Origin of the sequence: Terrabacter sp. BE26 (assembly GCF_041941675.1) — a bacterium.
In the GTDB taxonomy this organism is placed as follows: domain Bacteria; phylum Actinomycetota; class Actinomycetes; order Actinomycetales; family Dermatophilaceae; genus Terrabacter.
This window is the reverse complement of sequence record NZ_CP090122.1, coordinates 2,935,858-2,956,410: the sequence shown is the minus strand read 5'-3', so window position 1 is coordinate 2,956,410 and position 20,553 is coordinate 2,935,858. Positions and strand designations below refer to the sequence as shown.

The following is a 20,553-nucleotide window of genomic DNA, read 5'->3' as shown; positions in this document are numbered from 1 at the left end:
TTCAGATCCCTCCGACGAACCGGCCCGGGGCGAGTCGCCGCTCGGGGTCGAACCGGGCCTTGACGGCCTTCATGAGCTCCAGGCCCCCGACGGGGCCCCACACGTCGAGGCCTTCCTTGAGGGCGGGTGGGGCCTCGAGCACGACGACGCTGCCGCCGAACTGCCGCTGGGCGGAGCGTAGCCCGCCGACGAAGGTGGCCAGGGCTTCCGCGCTGAGGTCGCCGTTCAGGGCTTCGAGGGCAACGAGTGCGGTGCCGACGACGGGGCTGCCGCGCAGCGCGGCGGTGACGCCGGCCGATGCAGCGGCGTCGTCGAGAGCCGCGAGCAGCGCTGACAGCCCGGCGATCTCGTGGGTGACCTTGACGAGGACGCCGGACCCGCTGCGGGGCTCACTCCCCCACCACTGCGGGGCCTGCTCGGAGCTGGTCGCCCCGGGCCCGAGGAGCTCGAGCGCCTGCGCCGTGCGCTGCTCGACTCCCGGCGGAACTCCCTCGAGGAGCAGGCTCAGGGTCGCGCCGCTCGCGGACCAGTCCAGCTCGACCGCGGACGGGACGAACTGCGCGTGCGTCACGTCGAGCACGCGCGACTGGACCGAGTCCAGCGAGTCCAGGGTCACGCTGACCCAGCGGCGGGCCTCGGGGATCGGGTGCAGCCGGAAGGCCACCTCGGTGATGACGCCGAGCGTGCCGTAGGAACCGGTGAGCAGCTTGCCGAGGTCGTAGCCGGCCACGTTCTTGACCACCTTGCCCCCCGCGTGGGCGACGACGCCGTCCGCGCGTACGAGCGTCATGCCGATGACGAGGTCGCGGACCGAGCCGTGGTGCAGCCGCATCGGGCCGGTGGCCGCGGTGGCGACCGCTCCGCCGACCGTGCCACCCCGCCGGTCGTCGATGCCGAGCCGCTGGCCGGCGGCGCCGAGCTCGGACTGCAGCGACTCGAGCGAGCGTCCGGCGCCGACGACGCAGATGAGGTCACCTGCTGCGTGCTCGACGATCGCGTCGAGGCCGGTCGTGTCGAGGATGACGTCGGCGCTCTCGGGCGCCGCACCCCACGCGAGCTTGGTCGCGGTCCCGCGCGGGACGACCGTCAGCCCGTGGGCAGCGGCGGCACGCACGACGGCCGCCGTCTCCTCGGTGCTGTGCGGGCGCACCACCCAGCGGGCGGGCACTCCGTCGACGACGTCAGTGTCCGCCGCAGCCCTCGCCTCTCCACCGGCCGCGCTGCGCAGGTCCTCGAGAACGTCTGCCATCAGAACACCTCCGCGATTCCGGCCTCGGCGAGCGGGTGGACTCCCTTGTGGCGCCCCGGCACCTCACCGCACAGCCGTGGCGTGGGAAAGACCTTGCCGGGGTTGGAGATCGACGTGGGGTCGAACGCGCACCGCAGCAGCTGCATCGTGTCGAGGTCGTCGTCGGTGAACATCCTCGGCATGTACTTCGCCTTGTCCGAGCCGACGCCGTGCTCGCCCGTGATCGACCCGCCGTTGGTGATGCACAGGTCGAGGATGGCGCCTGAGACCTCCTCGGCGCGCTCGGCCTCCCCCTCGACGCTGTCGTCGAAGAGGACGAGCGGGTGCAGGTTGCCGTCACCGGCGTGGAAGACGTTGGCCACCCGCACCCCGGCCTCCGCGGAGATCTCGGAGATGCGACGCAGCACCTGCGGCAGCGACGTCCGCGGGATCACGCCGTCCTGGACGATGTAGTCGGGACTGATCCGGCCCACCGCCGCGAACGCCGACTTGCGGCCCTTCCAGAAGAGCGCGCGCTCCACGTCGTCAGCGGCGATGCGGATCTCGAAGGCGCCGTTGGCGCGGCAGTAGCCCTCGACCTCGTCGAACTGGTGCGCCACCTCGGGCGCCGGGCCGTCGAGCTCGACGATGAGCACGGCACCCGCGCCCTGGGGGTAGCCGCACTGCACGGCCGCCTCCGCCGCCTCGATGGCGAGGGCGTCCATCATCTCGATGGCAGCCGGGATGACGCCCGCGCCGATGATCGCGGACACGGCCGCTCCCGCAGAGTCGGTGTGGTCGAAGGCGGCGAGCAGCGTCCGCACGTCCTCCGCCGTCCGGGTCAGTCGGACGGTGACAGCCGTGGCGATGCCGAGCGTGCCCTCGGAGCCCACCAGGGCGCCCAGCAGGTCGTACCCGGGGGCGTCCGGCGACTTCGCGCCGATGTGGGCGATGTCGCCGGACGGGGTCACCAGCTCGAGGCCCGTGACGTGGTTGGACGTGAAGCCGTACTTGAGGCAGTGCGCACCGCCCGAGTTCTCCGCGATGTTGCCGCCGATCGAGCAGACCTGCTGGCTCGACGGGTCGGGCGCGAAGTAGTACCCCTCCGGCAGGACCTGACGGGTCAGCTGGAGGTTGATGACGCCCGGCTGGACCACCGCGCGCTGGTTGTCACGGTCGACCTCGAGCACCTGGCGCATCTTCGACATGACGATGAGCACGCCGTCCGCGTGGGGCAGGGCCCCACCGGACAGCCCGGTGCCCGAGCCGCGCGCGACGAAGGGTATGCCGTTCGCCGCGCACGCCCGGACGACCGTCGCCACGTGCTCCGTCGTCTCTGCGAGGACCACGACAGCCGGCACCACCTTGTAGTGGGCCAGTCCGTCGCACTCATAGGTCCGCAGGCGCTGCTGGTCGGTGATGACCCGCTCCGCGCCGAGGGTCCGACTCAGCTGCGCCGCGAGAGCGTGGACGTCCATCGGCTCAGGGCATCCGCTCGTAGGCCGGAAGGGTGAGGAACTCGGCGAAGTCGTCGGCGACGGCGACCTCGAGGAAGGTGGACCTAGCCTCGTCGTAGTCGCCGGCCTCGCCGGGCAGCTTGTCGATCTCCTCGGCCACGAGCCGGTCGACCAGCTCGCGGGTCACCGTCTCGCCCGTGTCGAGCTCGACGTCGTTGTGGAGCCACTGCCAGACCTGCGAGCGGGAGATCTCCGCGGTGGCGGCGTCCTCCATGAGGTTGAAGATGCCCACGGCGCCGGTGCCCTTGAGCCAGGTGTGGAGGTACTGGATGCCGACGCTGATGTTGTTGCGCAGGCCGGCCTCGGTCACGTTGCCGGGCGTCGACGCGACGTCCAGGAGCTCCTCCGCCGTGACGTGGACGTCCTCGCGCTTCTTGTCGAGCTGGTTGGGCCGGTCGCCGAGGACCTTGGTGAACGCCTCCTTGCACAGCTCGACCATCCCCGGGTGGGCGACCCAGGAGCCGTCGAACCCGTCGCCGGCCTCGCGGGTCTTGTCGTCGACGACCTTCTGGAAGGCCGCCTCGTTGACCTGGGGGTCCTTGCTCGGGATGAAGGCGGCCATCCCGCCGATGGCGTGGGCGCCCCGCTTGTGGCACGTCCGCACGAGCAGCTCCGTGTAACTGCGCATGAACGGCACGGTCATCGTCACCTGGTTGCGGTCGGGCAGGAGGAAGTCCTTGCCGCGCGTGCGGAACTTCTTGATGACGCTGAAGATGTAGTCCCAGCGCCCCGCATTGAGGCCGGCCGAGTGGTCGCGCAGCTCGTAGAGGATCTCCTCCATCTCGAAGGCGGCCGGGTAGGTCTCGATGAGCACTGTCGCGCGGACCGTGCCCTGCGGGATGCCGAGGCGGTCCTGGGCGCGGACGAAGACGTCGTTCCACAGACGGGCCTCGAGGTGGCTCTCCATCTTGGGCAGGTAGAAGTAGGGGCCCTTGCCGGCGTCGATCTGGCGCTTGGCGCAGTGGAAGAAGTAGAGGCCGAAGTCGACGAGACCGCCGGCCATCGGCTCGCCGTCGACGACGATGTGCTTCTCGTCGAGGTGCCAGCCGCGGGGGCGCACGACGATGGTGGCCAGCTGGTCGGCGTCACCCAGCGCATAGGTCTTGCCCTGGTCTGAGGTGAAGTCGATGGTGCGGTCGAGGGCGTCCATGAGGTTGAGCTGCCCGTTCACGACGTTGTCCCACGTCGGGGTCGAGGCGTCCTCGAAGTCGGCGAGCCACACCTTCGCACCGGAGTTCAGGGCGTTGATCGTCATCTTGCGGTCGGTGGGACCGGTGATCTCGACGCGGCGGTCGAGGAGGCCGGGGGCCGGAGGGGCGACCTGCCAGTCGCCGTCACGGACCTGTTGGGTCTCCGGGAGGAACTGCAGCGTGCCGCCGGCGGCGAGCTCGGCATAGCGGTCCTGCCGGGCCTGGAGGAGCTCGCGGCGGCGTGCGTCGAAGGTCCGGTGCAGGTCGGCGAGGAACTCGAGCGCCTCCGGGGTGAGCACCTCGTCGAAGCGCTCGCCGCTGGGGGCCGTCACGTCCACGTTTGCAACCGTCGTCATCGTCGGGCCTCTCACTTTCACCTTGCGGAATATGGTTTCTGCATGATGGAGGCTAGTTGCCGCTCGGAGACACGGTCAATGCCTGGGCGCAACGAATTCGGGCAGCACGAGCACACCTCCGGACCCGGCGCGGGCGTCGGAGGACAGGGCGGCACCGGGGCCGCGCAGCCCTAGGGCCGGACTCCGCGGACCTCGGCCGCGATGGCCTCGGCGGTGCGCCGCAGGGGGTCGCAGGCGCGGGTGACGAACGCGTCCGTCATCCGCGGTAGCGGGCCCGACACCGACACCGCCATGGGCTGCGGGACGTCGGGCACGGCCACGGCCACGCACCGCACGCCGATCTCCTGCTCCCCCTCGTCCAACGCGTAGCCCCGGTCCCGGGTGCGCTGCAGCTCCGCCTCCAGCTCCTCGGCACTGGTGATGGTGTGCTCCGTGCGCGCGGGCAGGCCGGTGCGCCCGACGAGCGCGCGCACCTCAGCGGGGTCCAGCTGGGCCATGATCGCCTTGCCGACACCGGTCGAGTGGGGGTGAGCGCGTCGGCCGACCTCCGTGAACATGCGCATCGAGTTCTGGGAGGCCATCACCTGGCCGACGTAGACGACCTGGTCGCCGTCGAGCAGGGCGAGGTTGACCGACTCCCCCAGCTCCTGGGCCAGGCGTTCCATGTGCGGGCGTGCCCACCGCCCGAGCATCCGCGAGGTCGTCTCGCCGAGACGGATGAGGCGGGGCCCGAGGGAGTACTGCCGCGACGCCTCCTGCCGGACGTAGCCGAGGTCGACCAGCGTCCGGACCAGCCGGTGGATCGTCGGCAGCGGCAGGCCCGCGTCCGCGGCCAGCTGGGAGAGACTGATGACGCCACCGGCGTCAGCCATCTTGTCGAGGATGGCGAAGCCGCGCTCGAGCGACTGGACGCCGCCGCTCCGGGGAGCCGCCGCCTCGGGCGTCATGCCGCGGACCCGGTCGGGGCGAGGAGGGGACCCATCCGCGACATGGCTGAAGTGTAGACGGACGTCCGAGCTCGGGTCATACGACGTCTTTTCGTTGGGCGGAAGTTGCTTTCCGATGGGTGAGAGGCTAGGCACCGGGGCGGGTCCGGTCAAGGCCCGCCGCTCCCCGTGCGCACGGCTGCTCACGGCTGCTCACGGCTGCTCACGGCCACGTGCGTGGGAGGATCCGGGCATGGCCGACAAGAGCTTCCTCATCACCCGCGAGACGACGGTCGCGGCGCCCCCGGAGCGCATCCACTCCCTGCTCGACGACTTCCACGAGTGGCGGAAGTGGTCGCCGTGGGAGGGCCTCGACCCCGCCATGGACCGCACGTACGCCGGCACCGGTTCCGGCGCCGGCGCGGTCTACGCCTGGCGGGGCAACCGCAAGGCCGGCGAGGGCCGCATGGAGATCCTCGAGTCCGAGCCCCGGCACGTCGGCATCGACCTGCTCTTCTCCGCGCCGATGAAGGCCCACAACCGGGTCGACTTCACCCTGACGCCCGTCGAGGGGGGAACGCACGTCGAGTGGGCCATGACCGGGCCGCAGAACCTCGTCATGCGGCTGATGAGCAAGGTCTGGTCGATGGAGAAGCTCGTCGGCCCGGACCTCGAGAAGGGGCTCGCCCAGCTGAAGCGCACGGCCGAGAACGCATGAGCCAGTGCGTGATCCGGCCCGCGACCCGCGACGACGTGCCGGCTGTCGTGGCCCTGCTCGCCGACGACCCGCTGGGCGCCGGCCGCGAGGACCCGGGCGACACGGAGGTGTACGACACGGCATACGACCGCGTTGCCGCCGACCCGGCCCAGCACCTCGTCGTCGCCGAGCGCGACGGGCGGGTGGTCGGCACGCTGCAGCTGAGCGTCATCCCGGGACTCTCGCGACGGGGTGCCACCCGCTCCGTCATCGAGGGCGTACGCGTCGCGCGGGGTGAGCGCGGCAGCGGCCTCGGCACCGAGCTGGTCGCGTGGGCCGTCGAGGAGTCACGTCGTCTCGGCTGCTCGCTCGTGCAGCTGACGAGTGACGCGAGCCGCGTCGACGCCCGACGCTTCTACGAGCGCCTCGGCTTCGTCGCCTCGCACGTCGGGTTCAAGCTCCAGCTCGGTGACTGACCCTCAGAAGATGCGGACGCGCTCGTCCTCGTCGAGCCACATCGCGTCGCCCGGCTTGACGCCGAACGCCTCGTGGAACTCCGTCACGTTGCGCACCGCGTTGCCGCGCACGTCCTGGGGTGAGTGCGGATCGACCGCCAGCAGCCGGATGGCCTCGGCCTCGCGGGCCTTGCCCTTCCACACCTGGGCCCAGCCGATGAAGAAGCGCTGCGGTCCGGTGAAGCCCTCGAGCTCCGGCATGCCGCCCTCCTCGGTGGCGATGCTGTAGGCGGAGTAGCCGATCTGCAGGCCGCCCAGGTCGCCGATGTTCTCGCCGACGGTGAGGGCGCCGTTGACCTTGTGGTCCTCGGACAGGCCTGCCGGGGTGTAGCGGCTGAACTGCTCGATGAGGCGCTTCGACAGCCCGTCGAAGCGTTCACGGTCGGCCTCGCTCCACCAGTCGCGCAGGGCGCCCGTGCCGTCGTAGCGCGAGCCCTGGTCGTCGAAGCCGTGGCCGAGCTCGTGACCGATGACGGCCCCGATGCCGCCGTAGTTGACGGCGTCGTCGGCCTCGAGGTCGAAGAACGGCGGCTGGAGGATCGCGGCCGGGAAGACGATCTCGTTCATCGACGGCATGTAGTAGGCGTTGACCGTCTGGGGCAGCATGAACCACTCGGTGCGGTCGATCGGCTGCCCGAGCTTCGCGAGGTTGCGGTCGACCTCGAAGGCAGTGCTGCGCCGGACGTTGCCCACCAGGTCGGCCGCGTCGATCTCGATGGCCGAGTAGTCGCGCCAGGCATCCGGGTAGCCGATCTTCGGGGTGAACGCGTCGAGCTTGGCGATCGCCTCGGCCCGGGTGTCGGGGCTCATCCACTCCAGGGAGGAGAAGGACCGGCGGAAGGCCTCCACGAGGTTGCCCACCAGCTGCTGCATGCGTGCCTTCGCGGCCGGGGGGAACCACCGCTCGGCGTAGAGCTGGCCGACGGCCTCGCCGATGGACGACTCGACGACCGAGACGCCCCGCTTCCAGCGCTCCTTGTTCTCGGGCTGACCCGACAGGGTGCGCCCGTAGAAGTCGAAGTCCTCGTCGACGAACGACTGCGGCAGCAGGGGGGCGAACTCGGACAGCACGTGCCACGTGAGCCAGGAGCGCCAGTCGGAGATGTCGACCGACTCGAGCGCCTCGCCCAGCCCGGACACGAAGCCGGGCTGGCGCACGACCACCTTGTCGAGGGCGCCGGAGGGGGCGCGCAGAGCTGACAGCCACGCCTCCCAAGGGAACTGGGGTGCGAGCGCCTTCAGCTCGTCGAAGGTGTGCGCGTTGTACGTCTTGACGGCGTCGCGGTTGCTCACGGTGTCCCAGTGCGAGCGTGCCAGCAACGTCTCGAGCGCCATGATCCGTGAGGCCTTCTCGGCGGCCTCCGGGATGCCGGCGAGGCCGAGCAGGCGCTCGATGTGCGCAACGTAGGCGGTGCGGACGTCGGCGTACTTGTCCTCGCGGTAGTACGACTCGTCGGGGAGGCCGAGGCCTCCCTGCTCGAGGTAGACGACGTAGTCCTCCGGCGAGCGCTCGTCGGGCGACACGAAGTGCTGGACCGCTCCTGGGACACCGTCACGGGCGAGCTGCCCGAGCGCGCGCCCCAGGCTCTCGACGCCGTCGATGCCGGCGACCTGCGAGAGCAGCGCCTGCAACGGCGCCAGCCCGAGCTCCTCGATGCGGTCGGTGTCGGTGAAGCTGGCGTAGAGGTCGCCGACCTGGCGCTTCGGCGTGCCCGGCGCCTCGTCCTCGGCAGCACGCGCTGCCCCCTCGATGAGGTCGCGGACGCGGGCGGTGGACTCCTCGCGGAGGATGTCGAAGGTGCCGAACCGGGCCCGGTCGCCCGGGATCTCGATGGTGTCGAGCCACGTACCGTTGGTGAACCGGAACAGGTCGTCCTGCGGCCGCGTGGACCGGTCGAGCGCCTCGAGGTTGATGCCGGACTTCATGACCACGTCGTCTCCCACTGCGAGTGCCGGACCAGCCCGGCGTGTCTGGGAACGAGCCTAGTCACGACGCCGGACACTCCGGCCGGAGACCTCGGACCGGGGCACCCGACAGGGGTGGCACGGCGTGCTGGTCAGCGGCGCAGCCGTCCGGCCACGACCCCCGCGATGCCGACGAGGAGCAGCATGCCGCCGAAGGCGCCGATGACGGCCGGCCCGGTGAGGGCGAAGCCGAGGTCGACGTGCGTGAGGTTGGCCAGCAGGAGGTAGGCCGCCACGAGGACCGTGAGCAGGCCCAGCATCACCGTTGCCGGACGCGGGCCCTTGTTGACCGTCACGGGTACCGGCCGGGGCGCGGGCTCGGGGGCCGGCCAGGAGGGGGCGGCCGAGGCCCCGGACTGCGATGCCGACGGCGATGCCGGGGGCGGGAGGTGCGGGAGCTCCGAGCCCGCCCGCACGGCGTCGTCGGGCACCGGGCTGGCCGGTTCGACGCGGAAGGGCGCCTGGGCCGGCAGCGCCCGCGTGGCTGGCGAGGGGATCTCCGTCGTGGCCTCGGGAGCCCCACCGGTCCCGGTCGCCTGCCCGGGCATCGAGTGGGGCGCCGGCCCGGGCATCGACCGGGACATCGGGTCGGACGTCGGGTCGGACGTCGGGTCGCTGACGGGAGCGGCGGTGGGGTCGGTGAGCTCCGGCTCCGGCTCGTTGCCGCTGGTGCTCTCACTGCTGGTCATGGCGCTCTCTTCCGACGGGTTCGTGGTGGGCTCATTCGGGCGCTGGTTGGTCGGGTCCTCCGGGTGGACGCTCATGACGCGCTCCCGGACGAGACGTTGATCTGGCCGACGCCGACCTCGGCGTCCACGACGATCTCCGGCTGGCCGGTCTGGGGGCCGTACTCCAGCGTCTGCTGCCACTCCATGCCGACGTCGTGCACACTTCCCATTCCGCCACCCATGCCAGGCTCGCCCGACTTGCGGTCGACGGTGCCGACGACGGTGTCGGTGGCGTGCAGCGCGCCGGCGTGTGCCTGCGTGTTGACCATGACCCGTACGCCCTTGGGGACGACCAGGTCGATCTGCCCCATGGCGGCCGTCGCCGACACGTGGTCGGTGCCCGGCGTCGCCCGGTAGTCGGCCCGGGTCAGGTCGACCTGCATCTGCCCCATGCCGAGCTCGAAGCGCGGCGGCGGCGTCAGGGAGGTGACCTGGTAGGCCCGCTGCCCCACCTGCCACGGCTGCGAGACGCCGACCGGGGCGGCGGTCGAGGCAGCCGCCGCGATCATGCCGACGACCGCGAAGAAGGCGAGGCCGCCGGCGCGTCGACCCGCCAGGCCGGCCACGAGGATGCCCAGCCCGAGCACCCCCACGCCGGAGGCCAGGCCGACGGCCACGTGGTTGCCGGACCAGCCCGCGGCCTGCGACACGGATCCCACGACGACCGCCGTGACGATCGCGAGTCCCAGCAGGAGCAGCCCTCCCGCGAAGCCGACCACCGGCGTGCGCTCGCGCACCGAGCTGGGCCCCGCGGGGCGAGGGGCGGCAAGGGTCGCGCCGGCGTTGGCGGCCGCGTTGCCCGTCGAGCCGTATGCGGTCACGGGAGCAGGTGCCGCACCCGCGACGGCCGTGGCCCCACTGGTCGCCGAAGGCTCATGTCCCCCCGTGGCGCCCGCGTCACCGCCGCCTGTGCCCGTGCCGCTCGAGCCCATCGGCTCGGCCGTGCCCGTGCCGCCAGTCGCGCCGGTCGTCCCAGTCGTGCCCTGCGTACCCTGCGTACCCTGCGTACCCTGCGTACCCTGCGTACCCTGCGTACCCTGCGTACCCTGCGTACCCTGCGTACCCTGCGTACCCTGCGTACCCTGCGTGCCGGTGGGGGCCCCTTGGCCCCGCCACGGGGCCTGGGCCCGCAGGTCACGGCCGGCGGCAGTGCGGGTGAGGAACCACCACGTCCCGCCGACGAGGAGCAGGAAGCCGAAGAAGCGGAAGCCGCGGGAGTCGCCGCCCCACCACGGGCCGCCGCCGAGGACCGACGTGGCGGTGACCAGGAGCAGGAAGATCGAGCCGCCCTCGCCGTACTTGAGCGCCCGCTCGACGTGGATCTCACCGCGCTCGTCGGGCATGAGCAGCCACAGCACGAGGTAGAGGGCCAGGCCCATGCCGAAGAAGATCGAGAAGAGGATGAAACCGGCGCGCACGACGAGCGGGTCGACGCCGAGCCAGCGCGCCAGACCGGTCGCCACGCCGGCGAACCATCGCCCCTGCGACTGGCGCACGATGCCCGGCCGCCGGAGAGCGCTGTAGAAGCCGTCCAGGCCGTGGGCTCCGTGCCCGTGCTGCCCGTGCTGCCCGTGCCCACCGTTTCCGCCATCTTCGCCGTGCCCCTGACCCACGTGCTGCGGGCCGCCACTGCTGCTGTTCGTCATGGCACCAACAGTGGCGCGGGGCGACGAGGCCCGACCATGAGGGTCGACCCTGAGCGCACCCTGACGCGACCCCCAAAGGGGGCTCCGGTGGTCGCCGGCACGCACCCGGGTGGGCGAGGATGGGACGGTGCAGACGGCATACGAGAACGGAACGGGCCCGGCGCGCCCCTCGTGGCGGACGACGCCCCGGCCGCCGCTCGTGCGTCACCGGCAGGGCAAGGTCATCGCCGGCGTCGCCGCGGGCCTGGCCGACCACCTCGGACTGCCCGTCGTCGTGGTGCGCCTGGCCCTCGTGCTGACCAGCATCCCCTTCGGTGCGGGCCTGGCGGTCTACGTCTTCCTGTGGGCCACGATGCGAGAGATCGGCGACGTCGACCCAGCGGTGACGCCCGCTGCCCCCCGGGGCGCGACCCGGCCGCACGTCGACCTGGCGAGCCTGCGCACGTGGCTTCGCAGCGGCAACCAGGCGGTCGTCGTCACCCTGCTGGGGGTGGCTGCCCTCGCGGTCGCGGGCGCGCTGTGGCTGGGCAGCGCCGGGATCGGCGTCAACGTCGAGGTGATCCTCCCGGTCGTCGCGATCGTCATCGGCGCCATCTTCTTCTGGTCGCAGCTCGACGACACCGACACCCTCGGCACCCGCCGGCCGGTCCGGTGGGTCTGGCTGGTGGTCGGGCTGGGCCTGACCATCCTGGGGCTCGTCGGCCTGCTCGTGCGGGGCACCGACCTGACCGAACTGTGGCAGGTGGCCGGCGCCGTGCTGGCCGCCCTCGTCGGCGTCGCGGTCCTCTGCGCGCCGTGGATCCTGCGCCTGTGGAGCAACCTGCGCCTCGAGCAGGCCGCCCGCATCCGCGCCACCGAGCGCGCCGACATCGCTGCCCACCTGCACGACTCCGTGCTGCAGACCCTGGCCCTCATCCAGCGCCAGGCCGGTGACGCCGCCGCCGTGGCACGGCTCGCCCGGGCCCAGGAGCGCCAGCTGCGCAGCTACCTCTACGACGAGGACGCCCGCGCCGGCACCCTCGGCGCTGCCCTCACGGCCGCGATGGGCGAGGTGGAGGATCTCCACGGCGTTCCTGTGCAGCTCGTCGTCACCGGTGACCGCCCCATGGACCAGCACCTCGACGCCCTCGTCAAGGCGGTCCGCGAGGCCGCCTGGAACGCCGTGCGCCACGCGAGCCCGCCGGTCAGCACGTACGTCGAGGTCGGCCCGGACGCCGTCGAGGCCTTCGTCCGCGACCACGGCGCCGGGTTCGACCCAGACACCGTCCCCATCGACCGCGCCGGCGTGCGCGAGTCGATCATCGGGCGCATGGAGCGCCACGGCGGCACGGCTCGCATCCGCCGACGGGCCGACGGCACCGAGGTCGAGCTGCGCCTGCCCGTCGGGCAGGCCGCGGAGCCCGAGCAGCCGGCCCCCGCCGCGTCCAACGGCACCAGGGCCGCGACTTCCGCCACGGCCGGCAGCCCGGCGCCGACCACCCAGAGCACGTCCACGAGCGCCACCCCCAGCGCCACCCCCAGCACCACCGAGAGCCAGGAGCAGCCCTCATGACCGACCCCCGGCGGATCCGGATCGTCATCGTGGATGACCACCACATGTTCCGCACCGGCGTGCGAGCCGAGCTGAGCTCGCTGGCGGCCAGCCCACGTGCCGGGGCGTTCGCCCTCGAGATCGCCGGGGAGGCGGGGTCGGTCGAGTCGGCCGTGCAGGTCATCAAGGAGCAGCAGCCGGACGTCGTCCTGCTCGACGTGCACCTCCCGGGCGGCGACGGGCACGGCGGCGCCGACGTCATCCGCTTCTGCAACGGCACCCAGAACACCGCGGGCACCCCGGTGCGCTTCCTGGCGCTGTCGGTGTCCGACGCCGCCGAGGACGTCATCGCCGTCATCCGCGCCGGCGCCCGCGGCTACGTCACCAAGACGATCAGCGCCGAGGAGCTGCTCACCGCCATCGGCCGCGTCGCCGACGGTGACGCCGTCTTCAGCCCGCGCCTGGCCGGCTTCGTCCTCGACGCGTTCGGCGCAGCCGCCGGCGAGGTCGCCGAGATCGACGAGGAGCTCGACCGGCTCTCGGCCCGCGAGCGCGAGGTCATGCGCCTCATCGCCCGCGGCTACCAGTACAAGGAGGTCGCGAAGGAGCTGTTCATCTCCGTCAAGACCGTCGAGACCCACGTCAGCTCGGTGCTGCGCAAGCTGCAGCTCAGCTCCCGCCACGAGCTGACCGCCTGGGCCATGGGGCGCCGGCTCCTCTGACCGGGCGCGTATGCCGTGCGGCCGACTCAGGCCGGTGAGTGCACGAAGCGGCGCAGCGCCGTCACGATGATCTCCGGGGCGTCGGTGTGCACCCAGTGCCCGGCCCCCTTGATGGTGAACAGGCGCGTGCGCGGGAAGTGCCGCCGCATGCGCTCGCCGTCCTCGCGCTGGATGTAGCGCGAGTCGCCGCCGGCGATCCACAGCACCGGACCTTCGTATGCCGGGAGCTCGTAGAGCGCCTCCGGCCAGTCCGCGATGCGTGACCCGGCGCCACGCGCGGCATCGCGGGCGACGAGGTCGAGGTTGGCCTGCCAGCGCCACGCCTGGCCGTCGCGGCGCAGGTTCTGCAGGAGGAACGCCTTGACCCCGGGGTCCGGTTCGGCAAAGCGCGCCTCGGCGTCGGTTCGGCTGGTCAGCTCCTCGAGCGGCAGGGCCTGCATCTCGCGGATGTAGCCCTCGAAGCGCTCGAGGTTGCCGTAGCCCTTGGGCGCGATGTCCACGACGACGAGCCGCTCGACGAGCTCGGGGTGGCGCAGCGCGAGCACCATGGCGACCTTGCCGCCGAGCGAGTGCCCGACGACGGCATACGGCTCGCCCTCCCCGGCCGCGCGCAGGGTCGCGGCCACGGCGTCGGCGTACGCGTCGAGGGAGAACTCCTGCGACCACGGCGACCGGCCGTGGTCGGGGAGGTCGACGAGGAGGCACCGCGCGTCGGTCCCGTCCGGGCCGCTGACCGCCTTGGCGATCTGGTTCCAGTTGCGGCCCTGGCCGAAGAGCCCGTGGAGGAAGGCGATGCGGGGTCCGGCCATGCCCACGGACAGGGTGTTGAGCAGGGCCTGGTCGGGAGCCGACGTCATGCGCGCGAGCCTACGCGGCCGCCCCGGACCGGTCCGCGTGTGGGAGGCCCCAGGGCCGGGCCTGGGGCCTCCCGCACGGCGAGATCTGACGTCCCGTCTCTCGGCGGGTGAGGTCGCCCGGTGCTCAGGCAGCCGCGACGACGGCGGCCTGCAGGGCGTCCTCGAGGGTCGTCGTGGGGCGTCCGAGCAGGCGGGACAGGTCACCGCTGTCGGTGAAGAGCTGCCCCTGCGCGAGCCCACGGTCGCCGTCGGCGAGCACGGCGGCATACCCCTCGGGCAGGCCGGCACCGACGAGGGCGGCGGTGTAGTCGGCGACGGACATGTCGCGATAGACCACTTCCTGGCCGGCCATCCGGCCGACCGCCTCGGCCAGCTCGCCCATGGTGAATGCCGTGTCGCCGCCGAGCTCGTAGACGGCTCCCTCGTGGCCGTGTCCGGCGAGGACGACCGCAGCCGCCTCGGCGTAGTCGGCCCTCGTGGCGGCGCTGACGCGGCCGGTGCCGGCGGCACCGAGGACGGTGCCGTGCGCCAGGAAGACGGGCAGCTGTCCGATGTAGTTCTCGAGGTACCAGGAGTTGCGCAGGAGGGCGTGCGGCAGTCCGGAGGCGGCGAGCAGCTCCTCCGTCGCCCGGTGCTCCTCGGCGAGCACGAGGTCGGAGGTGTCGGCGCGCGTGATGCTCGTGTAGGCCAGGAAGGCGACACCGGCTCGCTTCGCCGCGTCGACGACATTGCCGTGCTGGGCGGTTCGCCGGCCCACCTCGCTCCCGGAGACGAGCAGGAGCCGGTCGACGCCGGTGAAGGCGGCGTCGAGCGACTCGGGGTCGGAGTAGTCGCCCTGCCGGACCTGGACACCGCGGTCGGCGAGCTCGGAGACCGACTCAGGGTTGCGGGCGAGTGCAACGACGTCTGAGGCGGCGGTTCCGCGCTGGAGCAGCGACTCGACGGCGAGACGGCCGAGGTGCCCACTGGCACCGGTGACGAGAAGGGTCATGACGTTCCTTTCGGGTGGGACGGACACCGCAGTGAACGCCCCAGCGCGACTCATACTTCCCGTCGGTTAGTACCCACTTTGAAGTAAGGTACTGACATGACGGTTAGCCAGAACCTGCGGCGGCACTTCCCCGACGGGATCTTCTCCTCGGGCTGTCCCAGCCGTGTCGTGCTCGACCACGTGACGAGCAAGTGGGGCGCCCTCGTCCTGCTCGCGCTGGCGGAGGGCGAGCCGCTGCGCTGGAGCGAGCTGCGGCGGCGTGCGGAGGGCGTCAGCGAGAAGATGCTGGCCCAGACGCTGCGCGTGCTCGAGGCCGACGGCCTGGTCCACCGTGACGCCAGGCCGGTCGTCCCGCCGCACGTCGAGTACTCCCTGACGACGCGCGGGACCGAGCTCGCCGAGCGGATGGTGCCGCTGATGGACTGGATCGCCGACCACGCTGCGGCCATCGTCGGTGACGCCGAGACGGCCTCTGCGCGTTGAGGCCGGCCGTCGGGCGGCGCTGGGGGCGCAGCACCACGGGCACGGCGGGTCGGTGCGACCTGAGAGAGTGACCCCATGTCCGGCACCCCACCCGTGCTTGTGGCGGCCGCACACGGCACGTCGTCACCTGCCGGCCGCTCCGCGATCGGTGGCCTCGTCGCCGCGGTGGCGGCGCGACGAGCTGACCTGACCGTCCGCGCTGCGTTCGTCGACGTGCAGCAGCCTGACCCGGAGGCCGTGCTCGCCTCGCTGCCCCGTGACGCTCCGGCCCGCCTGGTGCCCCTGCTCCTCTCGGCCGGCTACCACGTCCACGTCGACCTGGCCCGGGCCGCGCAGTCCGTGCCGGGCACCACGGTCGCGCCGGCGCTGGGGCCCGACGACCGGCTGGCGGGGCTGCTGCACCGACGGCTCGTCACGGCCGGGCTCCGTGACGACGATGTCGTCGTACTGGGCGCCGCCGGCTCCTCGGAGCCGTCCGCCGTGGAGGACTGTGAGACGGTCGCGGCCTCGCTCGCCCGCCTCCTCGGCCGGTCGGTCACCACGGGCTACTTGTCGGCAGCAGAGCCCAAGCTCGCCGATGCCGTTGCGGCGCAGCGCCTCCCGGGACGCAGGGTCGTCGTCGCGACCTACCTGCTCGCACCCGGCTTCTTCGCCGACCTCGCAGCCCGCTCCGGCGCCGACATCGTGACGCCTCCCCTGCTGACGTCGGAGGAACCGGCCCCCGCAGAGCTCGTGGAGATCGTGGTCGAGCGCTACCTGGGCGCCTGAGGGGCCCGCGGCCGGCCACCGGCGTGCCGCGGCGCGCTAGGGTGTGCTCGGCGATGGATCCCGCCGGGGCACCTGCTCGGTGCCCGAACCGCCCACCTGCTGATGGTTCCTGTTCATCCGCGGCACCCGCCGCGACGATGGGCAGGCCTGCGCGCCGAGCCCGTCGCCGAGTGTCTGGAGGCTCACCGATGGCGGAGCACGTGCCACCCCAACCGGATCGATCTCGGATGACCGACTTCGCCGGGCACCCGCTCGTCGTCGGCGTGGTGCCCGACCAGTCGCCGCTCGTCGCGCTGGCGGCGGTGTCGCTGGCGCGCGCGACCGGCGCGCCGGCGCTCTACTTCGCCTACGTCGACGCCTCGCGCTACGCCGACCTCGAGCACCCGGACGGGACGGTGCGGCACCTCTCCATCGACCCGGACATCGACGACGAGCAGTGGCCCGAGCGCGAGGCGGCCCTGGTGGAGCTGGTGCGCGAGTGGATGGCGGACGAGGATCTGCCCTGGCACTTCCGCTACCTGGCCGGACGACCCGACCGCGCCCTCACGCACCTGGCGCGCGCCGTGGATGCAGCAGCGTTCGTCGTCGGCTCGCACGTGCGACGCCACCACCGCCGGCTGACGGACTTCGTCAACGGGTCCGTGTCGATGCAGCTGTCCCACCGCCAGCACCGGCCCGTCGTCGTGGTGCCCCTCAGCGTGGTCGACTGGGAGGGCCGGGCACCGTGGGAGTGACCGACGAGCCCGACCGGAGCCCGACCCGCATCGACGACCCACCGAGGCGCCGCGCGCCGCACCGCCATCCCGGGCTGCTTGCCCTGATCTTCGTCGGTGGGGTGCTGGGCACGGCCGCGAGAGCGGCGCTCGAGACCGCCTCGCCCGCCGCACCGGCCGGCATCCCGTGGGCCACGTTGGCCATCAACGTCGTCGGTTCACTGCTGCTCGGCGCGCTGCTCGAGCTCCTGGCTCGCACCGGTCCCGACATCGGCTGGCGGCGTGGCGCCCGCCTGACGCTCGGAACCGGCGTGCTCGGCGGGTTCACCACCTACAGCACCTTCGCGGTCGAGACGGTCCAGCGGATGACCCCCGACGCCCTTTTCATCGGCCTGGCGTACGCGTTCGGCAGCATCGTGCTGGGAGTGGCCGCGGCCGCCCTCGGCTACACGGGCGTCCGGCGCGTCACCGCCCACCGGTGCTCACGCCTGGACTCGGAGGCCGGGCGATGATGCTGCTGCTCGCGCTCGGTGGCGGTCTAGGCGCCGTCGCGCGGTTCGTCGTCGACGCCGCCGTCGCCCGCCGCAACCCGTTCCGCGTGCCCCTGGGGACGATGCTCATCAACATCACCGGGTCACTCCTCCTCGGCGTCGTGACCGGGCTGCTCGCCACGGGGTCCACGGGGTCCACGGGCGCGACCGTGCGCGCGGTCCTCGGCACCGGGTTCTGCGGCGGCTACACGACCTTCAGCACCGCCTCCGTCGAGACGGTGCGGCTGTGGCTGGCCGAAGGACGTGGCACCGGGGTGGGGTATGCCGCTGCGACCGTCGTGGGGTCGCTGGCCGCGGCCGCCGTGGGGCTCGCCCTCGCCCACCTCGCCGTCACGACGACCGGGGCCGCGTGAACCCGCCCGTGCCGTCCCGGCCCACGCGCTACCTGACCCTCGCGGCACCCGCCGCTGCGGAGCTCGAGGTGAAGCGCTCGCGCTTCGTCTGCGACGTCGCGCCTGCGTCCTCGGAGGAGGAGGCCCGCGCGTTCGTCGAGCACGTGCGATCGGGCAGCCGGGACGCCCGGCACCACTGCACGGCATACGTCCTCGGCGCGGACGGCGCGACGCAGCGCGGCAACGACGACGGCGAGCCGCCGGGCACCGCCGGCGCCCCGATGCTCGACGTCCTGCGCGGCCGCGGCCTGACCGACGTCGTCGCCGTCGTGACGCGGTGGTTCGGGGGCACGCTGCTCGGCACCGGTGGGCTCATCCGCGCCTACGGCGACGCCGTCTCGCTCGCCCTCGACAGCGCGAGGCTCGTGGTCCGGAAGCTGCGCGAGGGCGTGCTGGTCGACCTCGACCACGCCGCCGGGCCGCGGGTCGAGCACGCGCTGCGCGGCCTCGCCGACGTCGACGTGACGGAGGTCGACTACCTCCCACGCGGGGTCCGGCTCCACGTCCTCGCCGCCCCGGGTGCCGTGGCGGAGGTCGAGCGGGTCGTCGCGGCCCTCACGTCGGGTGGCGGCCGGATCAGCCCCGGGCGGCCCTCGTGGGTCGATGCCCCGCGCGGGCGTGCGTGAGAGCATGCCTGCATGAGCTTCCAGATCGCGGGCGAGCCGGCCGCCGACCAGGTCCTCGACGAGCACCCCTTCGCGGTCGTGGTGGGCATGATGCTCGACCAGCAGTACGGCATGGAGCACGCCTTCCGCGGTGGGTACAAGGTGCTCAGCCGTTTCGGCACGCTCGACCCCGCGGCCATCGCCGCGGCCGACCCCGACGAGTTCAAGGCGCTGTGCAGCACGCCGCCGGCCATCCACCGGTTCCCCGGCTCGATGGCGACCCGGCTGCAGGAGCTCGCCGCCCTCGTCGAGAGCCGCTACGACGGTGACGTCACCCGCCTGTGGACCGAGGCCACCACCGGCAAGGAGCTGCTCCGGCGCGTCCAGGAGCTGCCGGGCTTCGGCAGGCAGAAGGCGCAGATCTTCGTGGCGCTCCTCGCCAAGCAGCTCGGCGTGCGACCCGAGGGCTGGGAGTCCGCGGCCGGGGACTACGCGCTGGACGGCTACCGCTCCGTGGCCGACGTCGTCGACGCCGACTCACTCCTGAAGGTGCGGGAGTTCAAGCAGGCGAAGAAGGCCGAGGCGAAGGCCAAGCAGCAGGCCTGAGCCACAAGCCTCTCCGTACGTATGCCGCTGGGCCCGCTTCTCGTGGAAGCGGGCCCAGCGGCATACGTGCTCTCAGGCGTCCCGGGCGGCGCTCGAGGTCACTCGGCGAGGAAGCCGAGCAGGTCGGCGCGGGTGAGGACGCCGATCGGCTTGCCGTCCTCGACCACGAGGAGCGCGTCGGAGTCCTCGAGCTCCTTGCGGGCCGCCGACACGGGCGAGCCGGCGCCGACGAGCGGCAGCCCCGGTTCGATGTGCTTGCTGACCGGGTCGGCCAGGTGGGCGTGCCCGGTGAAGAGGGCCTGGAGCAGGGCGCGTTCGCTCACCGAGCCGGCCACCTCCCCGGACATGACAGGCGGCTCGGCCTTGACGACCGGCATCTGGGAGACGCCGTACTCGCGCAGGATCTGCACGGCGTCGCGGATGGTCTCGTTGGGGTGCGTGTGCACGAGCGCCGGCATGTCGCCGGACTTGTTGCGCAGGACGGCCCCGACGGTCGTCTCGGTGTGGTCGTCGAGGAAGCCGTAGGACGCCATCCAGTCGTCGTTGAAGATCTTGCTCAGGTAGCCACGGCCCGAGTCGGGCAGCAGCACGACGACGACGGCGTCCTCGGGCAGGTCCTTGGCCACGCGCAGCGCAGCCACGACCGCCATGCCGCACGAGCCACCGACGAGCAGGCCCTCCTCGCGGGCGAGGCGCCGCGTCATGGCGAAGGAGTCGGCGTCGCTGACGGCGATCACGTCGTCGACGACCGACGGGTCGTAGGCGCCGGGCCAGAAGTCCTCACCGACACCCTCGACGAGGTAGGGCCGGCCGGTGCCGCCGGAGTAGACCGAGCCCTCGGGGTCGGCCGCGATGACGCGCACCGCGCCGTCGCTGACCTCCTTGAGGTAGCGGCCCGTGCCGCTGATCGTGCCGCCGGTGCCGGCACCGGTGACGAAGTGCGTGACCCGGCCGTCGGTGTCGCGCCAGATCTCCGGGCCGGTCGTGAGGTAGTGGCTGTTGGGCCCCTCGGGGTTGTAGTACTGGTTCGGCTTCCACGCCCCGTCGATCTCACGCACCAGGCGGTCGGAGACGGAGTAGTAGGAGTCGGGGTGCTCGGGCTCGACCGCCGTCGGGCACACGACGACCTCCGCGCCGTACGCCTTGAGCACGTCGAGCTTGTCCTGGCCCACCTTGTCGGGACAGACGAAGACGCACTTGTAGCCGCGGCGCTGCGCCACGAGGGCGAGGCCCACCCCGGTGTTGCCGCTCGTCGGCTCGACGATGGTGCCGCCCGGCTTGAGCAGACCGTCCCGCTCGGCCGCCTCGACCATGCGCAGGGCGATGCGGTCCTTGACCGAGCCACCGGGGTTGAAGTACTCGACCTTCGCCAGCACCGTGCACCTCACCCCCGCGTCCGCGACGACGGAGCCGAGCTTGACCAGGGGCGTGTTGCCGACGAGGTCGGCGACGTTCTCTGCGTACTTCATCCGCTCATCCTAGGAGTGCCGACCGGTCACTCGACGCGCGCACCGTCTGGCACGCGCCCAACGGGGCACGGGAGAGGCCACCGGCGGGTTACCGTGG

21 protein-coding genes and 1 riboswitch are annotated in these 20,553 nt (G+C 72.5%); of the genes, 11 read left to right on the top strand and 10 right to left on the bottom strand.

Annotated elements, in window-relative coordinates; all coding sequences use genetic code 11:
• Nucleotide 1: 1 nt before the first annotated feature.
• The 4 genes from LQK93_RS13640 to LQK93_RS13625 form a co-directional block, all read right to left on the bottom strand.
• Nucleotides 2–1,249, bottom strand: coding sequence for an FAD-binding oxidoreductase (locus LQK93_RS13640; protein WP_374968321.1), 1,248 nt, complete (start codon nt 1,247–1,249; stop codon nt 2–4).
• Nucleotides 1,249–2,706 carry an FAD-linked oxidase C-terminal domain-containing protein gene (locus LQK93_RS13635; RefSeq protein ID WP_374968320.1) on the bottom strand — a complete coding sequence of 486 codons (1,458 nt, stop codon included), beginning with the start codon at nt 2,704–2,706 and terminating at the stop codon, nt 1,249–1,251. The genes LQK93_RS13640 and LQK93_RS13635 overlap by 1 nt, the downstream gene beginning before the upstream one ends.
• Nucleotides 2,707–2,710: 4 nt before the next feature.
• On the bottom strand, nt 2,711–4,291 hold the full coding sequence (gene aceB / locus LQK93_RS13630) for a malate synthase A (protein WP_374968319.1): 1,581 nt from the start codon (nt 4,289–4,291) through the stop codon (nt 2,711–2,713).
• A 170-nt stretch (nt 4,292–4,461) separates the two neighbouring features.
• The gene (locus LQK93_RS13625) at nt 4,462–5,238 is read right to left on the bottom strand and encodes an IclR family transcriptional regulator (RefSeq protein ID WP_374968318.1); all 777 of its coding nucleotides are present in this window, start codon (nt 5,236–5,238) and stop codon (nt 4,462–4,464) included.
• A gap of 232 nt (nt 5,239–5,470) precedes the next feature.
• Between LQK93_RS13625 and LQK93_RS13620 the strand changes: the two genes are divergently transcribed.
• Nucleotides 5,471–5,935: an SRPBCC family protein gene (locus LQK93_RS13620; RefSeq protein WP_374968317.1), complete on the top strand. Its 465-nt coding sequence runs from the start codon at nt 5,471–5,473 to the stop codon at nt 5,933–5,935.
• Nucleotides 5,932–6,390 carry a GNAT family N-acetyltransferase gene (locus LQK93_RS13615; protein WP_374968316.1) on the top strand — a complete coding sequence of 153 codons (459 nt, stop codon included), beginning with the start codon at nt 5,932–5,934 and terminating at the stop codon, nt 6,388–6,390. The genes LQK93_RS13620 and LQK93_RS13615 overlap by 4 nt, the downstream gene beginning before the upstream one ends.
• A gap of 3 nt (nt 6,391–6,393) precedes the next feature.
• Here the strand turns inward: LQK93_RS13615 and LQK93_RS13610 are convergent, their stop codons facing one another.
• From LQK93_RS13610 to LQK93_RS13600, 3 genes are all read right to left on the bottom strand, one after another.
• Nucleotides 6,394–8,355: a M13 family metallopeptidase gene (locus tag LQK93_RS13610; protein WP_374968315.1), complete on the bottom strand. Its 1,962-nt coding sequence runs from the start codon at nt 8,353–8,355 to the stop codon at nt 6,394–6,396.
• 131 nt (nt 8,356–8,486) lie between these two features.
• Nucleotides 8,487–9,158, bottom strand: coding sequence for a hypothetical protein (locus LQK93_RS13605; protein WP_374968314.1), 672 nt, complete (start codon nt 9,156–9,158; stop codon nt 8,487–8,489).
• The gene (locus LQK93_RS13600) at nt 9,155–10,768 is read right to left on the bottom strand and encodes a PspC domain-containing protein (protein ID WP_374968313.1); all 1,614 of its coding nucleotides are present in this window, start codon (nt 10,766–10,768) and stop codon (nt 9,155–9,157) included. The genes LQK93_RS13605 and LQK93_RS13600 overlap by 4 nt, the downstream gene beginning before the upstream one ends.
• A gap of 127 nt (nt 10,769–10,895) precedes the next feature.
• Here LQK93_RS13600 and LQK93_RS13595 point away from each other — a divergent pair, with 127 nt between their 5' ends.
• Entirely contained in the window at nt 10,896–12,320 is a 1,425-nt protein-coding gene (locus tag LQK93_RS13595; protein WP_374968312.1) for a PspC domain-containing protein, read from the top strand.
• On the top strand, nt 12,317–13,021 hold the full coding sequence (locus LQK93_RS13590) for a LuxR C-terminal-related transcriptional regulator (protein WP_374968311.1): 705 nt from the start codon (nt 12,317–12,319) through the stop codon (nt 13,019–13,021). Before LQK93_RS13595 ends, LQK93_RS13590 begins: the two co-directional genes overlap by 4 nt.
• Before the next feature lie 26 nt (nt 13,022–13,047).
• Here LQK93_RS13590 and LQK93_RS13585 read toward each other — a convergent pair whose 3' ends face one another.
• Complete coding sequence (locus LQK93_RS13585) at nt 13,048–13,878, bottom strand: alpha/beta fold hydrolase (protein WP_374968310.1); 831 nt, start codon at nt 13,876–13,878, stop codon at nt 13,048–13,050.
• A 124-nt stretch (nt 13,879–14,002) separates the two neighbouring features.
• Complete coding sequence (locus tag LQK93_RS13580) at nt 14,003–14,869, bottom strand: SDR family oxidoreductase (protein ID WP_374968309.1); 867 nt, start codon at nt 14,867–14,869, stop codon at nt 14,003–14,005.
• A gap of 96 nt (nt 14,870–14,965) precedes the next feature.
• Between LQK93_RS13580 and LQK93_RS13575 the strand changes: the two genes are divergently transcribed.
• The 7 genes from LQK93_RS13575 (at nt 14,966) to LQK93_RS13545 (ending at nt 18,987) form a co-directional block, all read left to right on the top strand.
• Entirely contained in the window at nt 14,966–15,352 is a 387-nt protein-coding gene (locus tag LQK93_RS13575; protein ID WP_374968308.1) for a winged helix-turn-helix transcriptional regulator, read from the top strand.
• Nucleotides 15,353–15,427: 75 nt separating this feature from the next.
• Nucleotides 15,428–16,120, top strand: a complete 693-nt coding sequence (locus tag LQK93_RS13570) for a sirohydrochlorin chelatase (protein ID WP_374968307.1) — start codon at nt 15,428–15,430, stop codon at nt 16,118–16,120.
• A gap of 40 nt (nt 16,121–16,160) precedes the next feature.
• Nucleotides 16,161–16,239, top strand: a riboswitch (Fluoride riboswitch).
• Nucleotides 16,240–16,347: 108 nt separating this feature from the next.
• Nucleotides 16,348–16,854: a universal stress protein gene (locus tag LQK93_RS13565; protein ID WP_374968306.1), complete on the top strand. Its 507-nt coding sequence runs from the start codon at nt 16,348–16,350 to the stop codon at nt 16,852–16,854.
• Nucleotides 16,845–17,345: a fluoride efflux transporter FluC gene (locus tag LQK93_RS13560; protein ID WP_374968305.1), complete on the top strand. Its 501-nt coding sequence runs from the start codon at nt 16,845–16,847 to the stop codon at nt 17,343–17,345. The genes LQK93_RS13565 and LQK93_RS13560 overlap by 10 nt, the downstream gene beginning before the upstream one ends.
• Complete coding sequence (crcB, locus tag LQK93_RS13555) at nt 17,342–17,737, top strand: fluoride efflux transporter CrcB (protein ID WP_374968304.1); 396 nt, start codon at nt 17,342–17,344, stop codon at nt 17,735–17,737. The genes LQK93_RS13560 and crcB overlap by 4 nt, the downstream gene beginning before the upstream one ends.
• A gap of 8 nt (nt 17,738–17,745) precedes the next feature.
• On the top strand, nt 17,746–18,402 hold the full coding sequence (locus tag LQK93_RS13550) for an IMPACT family protein (RefSeq protein ID WP_374968303.1): 657 nt from the start codon (nt 17,746–17,748) through the stop codon (nt 18,400–18,402).
• 12 nt (nt 18,403–18,414) lie between these two features.
• Nucleotides 18,415–18,987 (top strand): HhH-GPD-type base excision DNA repair protein, encoded by a 573-nt coding sequence (locus LQK93_RS13545; protein WP_374968302.1) that lies wholly within the window; start codon nt 18,415–18,417, stop codon nt 18,985–18,987.
• A gap of 98 nt (nt 18,988–19,085) precedes the next feature.
• Here the strand turns inward: LQK93_RS13545 and LQK93_RS13540 are convergent, their stop codons facing one another.
• Nucleotides 19,086–20,456 (bottom strand): cystathionine beta-synthase, encoded by a 1,371-nt coding sequence (locus LQK93_RS13540; protein WP_374968301.1) that lies wholly within the window; start codon nt 20,454–20,456, stop codon nt 19,086–19,088.
• Nucleotides 20,457–20,553 lie beyond the last annotated feature (97 nt).

Bases quoted from the DNA above. Each gene is read 5' to 3' on its own strand.
- LQK93_RS13640 (WP_374968321.1), bottom strand. From the start codon at position 1,249: ATGGCAGACGTTCTCGAGGACCTGCGCAGCGCGGCCGGTGGAGAGGCG.
- LQK93_RS13635 (WP_374968320.1), bottom strand. From the start codon at position 2,706: ATGGACGTCCACGCTCTCGCGGCGCAGCTGAGTCGGACCCTCGGCGCG.
- aceB (WP_374968319.1), bottom strand. From the start codon at position 4,291: ATGACGACGGTTGCAAACGTGGACGTGACGGCCCCCAGCGGCGAGCGC.
- LQK93_RS13625 (WP_374968318.1), bottom strand. From the start codon at position 5,238: ATGACGCCCGAGGCGGCGGCTCCCCGGAGCGGCGGCGTCCAGTCGCTC.
- LQK93_RS13620 (WP_374968317.1), top strand. From the start codon at position 5,471: ATGGCCGACAAGAGCTTCCTCATCACCCGCGAGACGACGGTCGCGGCG.
- LQK93_RS13615 (WP_374968316.1), top strand. From the start codon at position 5,932: ATGAGCCAGTGCGTGATCCGGCCCGCGACCCGCGACGACGTGCCGGCT.
- LQK93_RS13610 (WP_374968315.1), bottom strand. From the start codon at position 8,355: ATGAAGTCCGGCATCAACCTCGAGGCGCTCGACCGGTCCACGCGGCCG.
- LQK93_RS13605 (WP_374968314.1), bottom strand. From the start codon at position 9,158: ATGAGCGTCCACCCGGAGGACCCGACCAACCAGCGCCCGAATGAGCCC.
- LQK93_RS13600 (WP_374968313.1), bottom strand. From the start codon at position 10,768: ATGACGAACAGCAGCAGTGGCGGCCCGCAGCACGTGGGTCAGGGGCAC.
- LQK93_RS13590 (WP_374968311.1), top strand. From the start codon at position 12,317: ATGACCGACCCCCGGCGGATCCGGATCGTCATCGTGGATGACCACCAC.
- LQK93_RS13585 (WP_374968310.1), bottom strand. From the start codon at position 13,878: ATGACGTCGGCTCCCGACCAGGCCCTGCTCAACACCCTGTCCGTGGGC.
- LQK93_RS13580 (WP_374968309.1), bottom strand. From the start codon at position 14,869: ATGACCCTTCTCGTCACCGGTGCCAGTGGGCACCTCGGCCGTCTCGCC.
- LQK93_RS13575 (WP_374968308.1), top strand. From the start codon at position 14,966: ATGACGGTTAGCCAGAACCTGCGGCGGCACTTCCCCGACGGGATCTTC.
- LQK93_RS13570 (WP_374968307.1), top strand. From the start codon at position 15,428: ATGTCCGGCACCCCACCCGTGCTTGTGGCGGCCGCACACGGCACGTCG.
- LQK93_RS13565 (WP_374968306.1), top strand. From the start codon at position 16,348: ATGACCGACTTCGCCGGGCACCCGCTCGTCGTCGGCGTGGTGCCCGAC.
- crcB (WP_374968304.1), top strand. From the start codon at position 17,342: ATGATGCTGCTGCTCGCGCTCGGTGGCGGTCTAGGCGCCGTCGCGCGG.
- LQK93_RS13545 (WP_374968302.1), top strand. From the start codon at position 18,415: ATGAGCTTCCAGATCGCGGGCGAGCCGGCCGCCGACCAGGTCCTCGAC.
- LQK93_RS13540 (WP_374968301.1), bottom strand. From the start codon at position 20,456: ATGAAGTACGCAGAGAACGTCGCCGACCTCGTCGGCAACACGCCCCTG.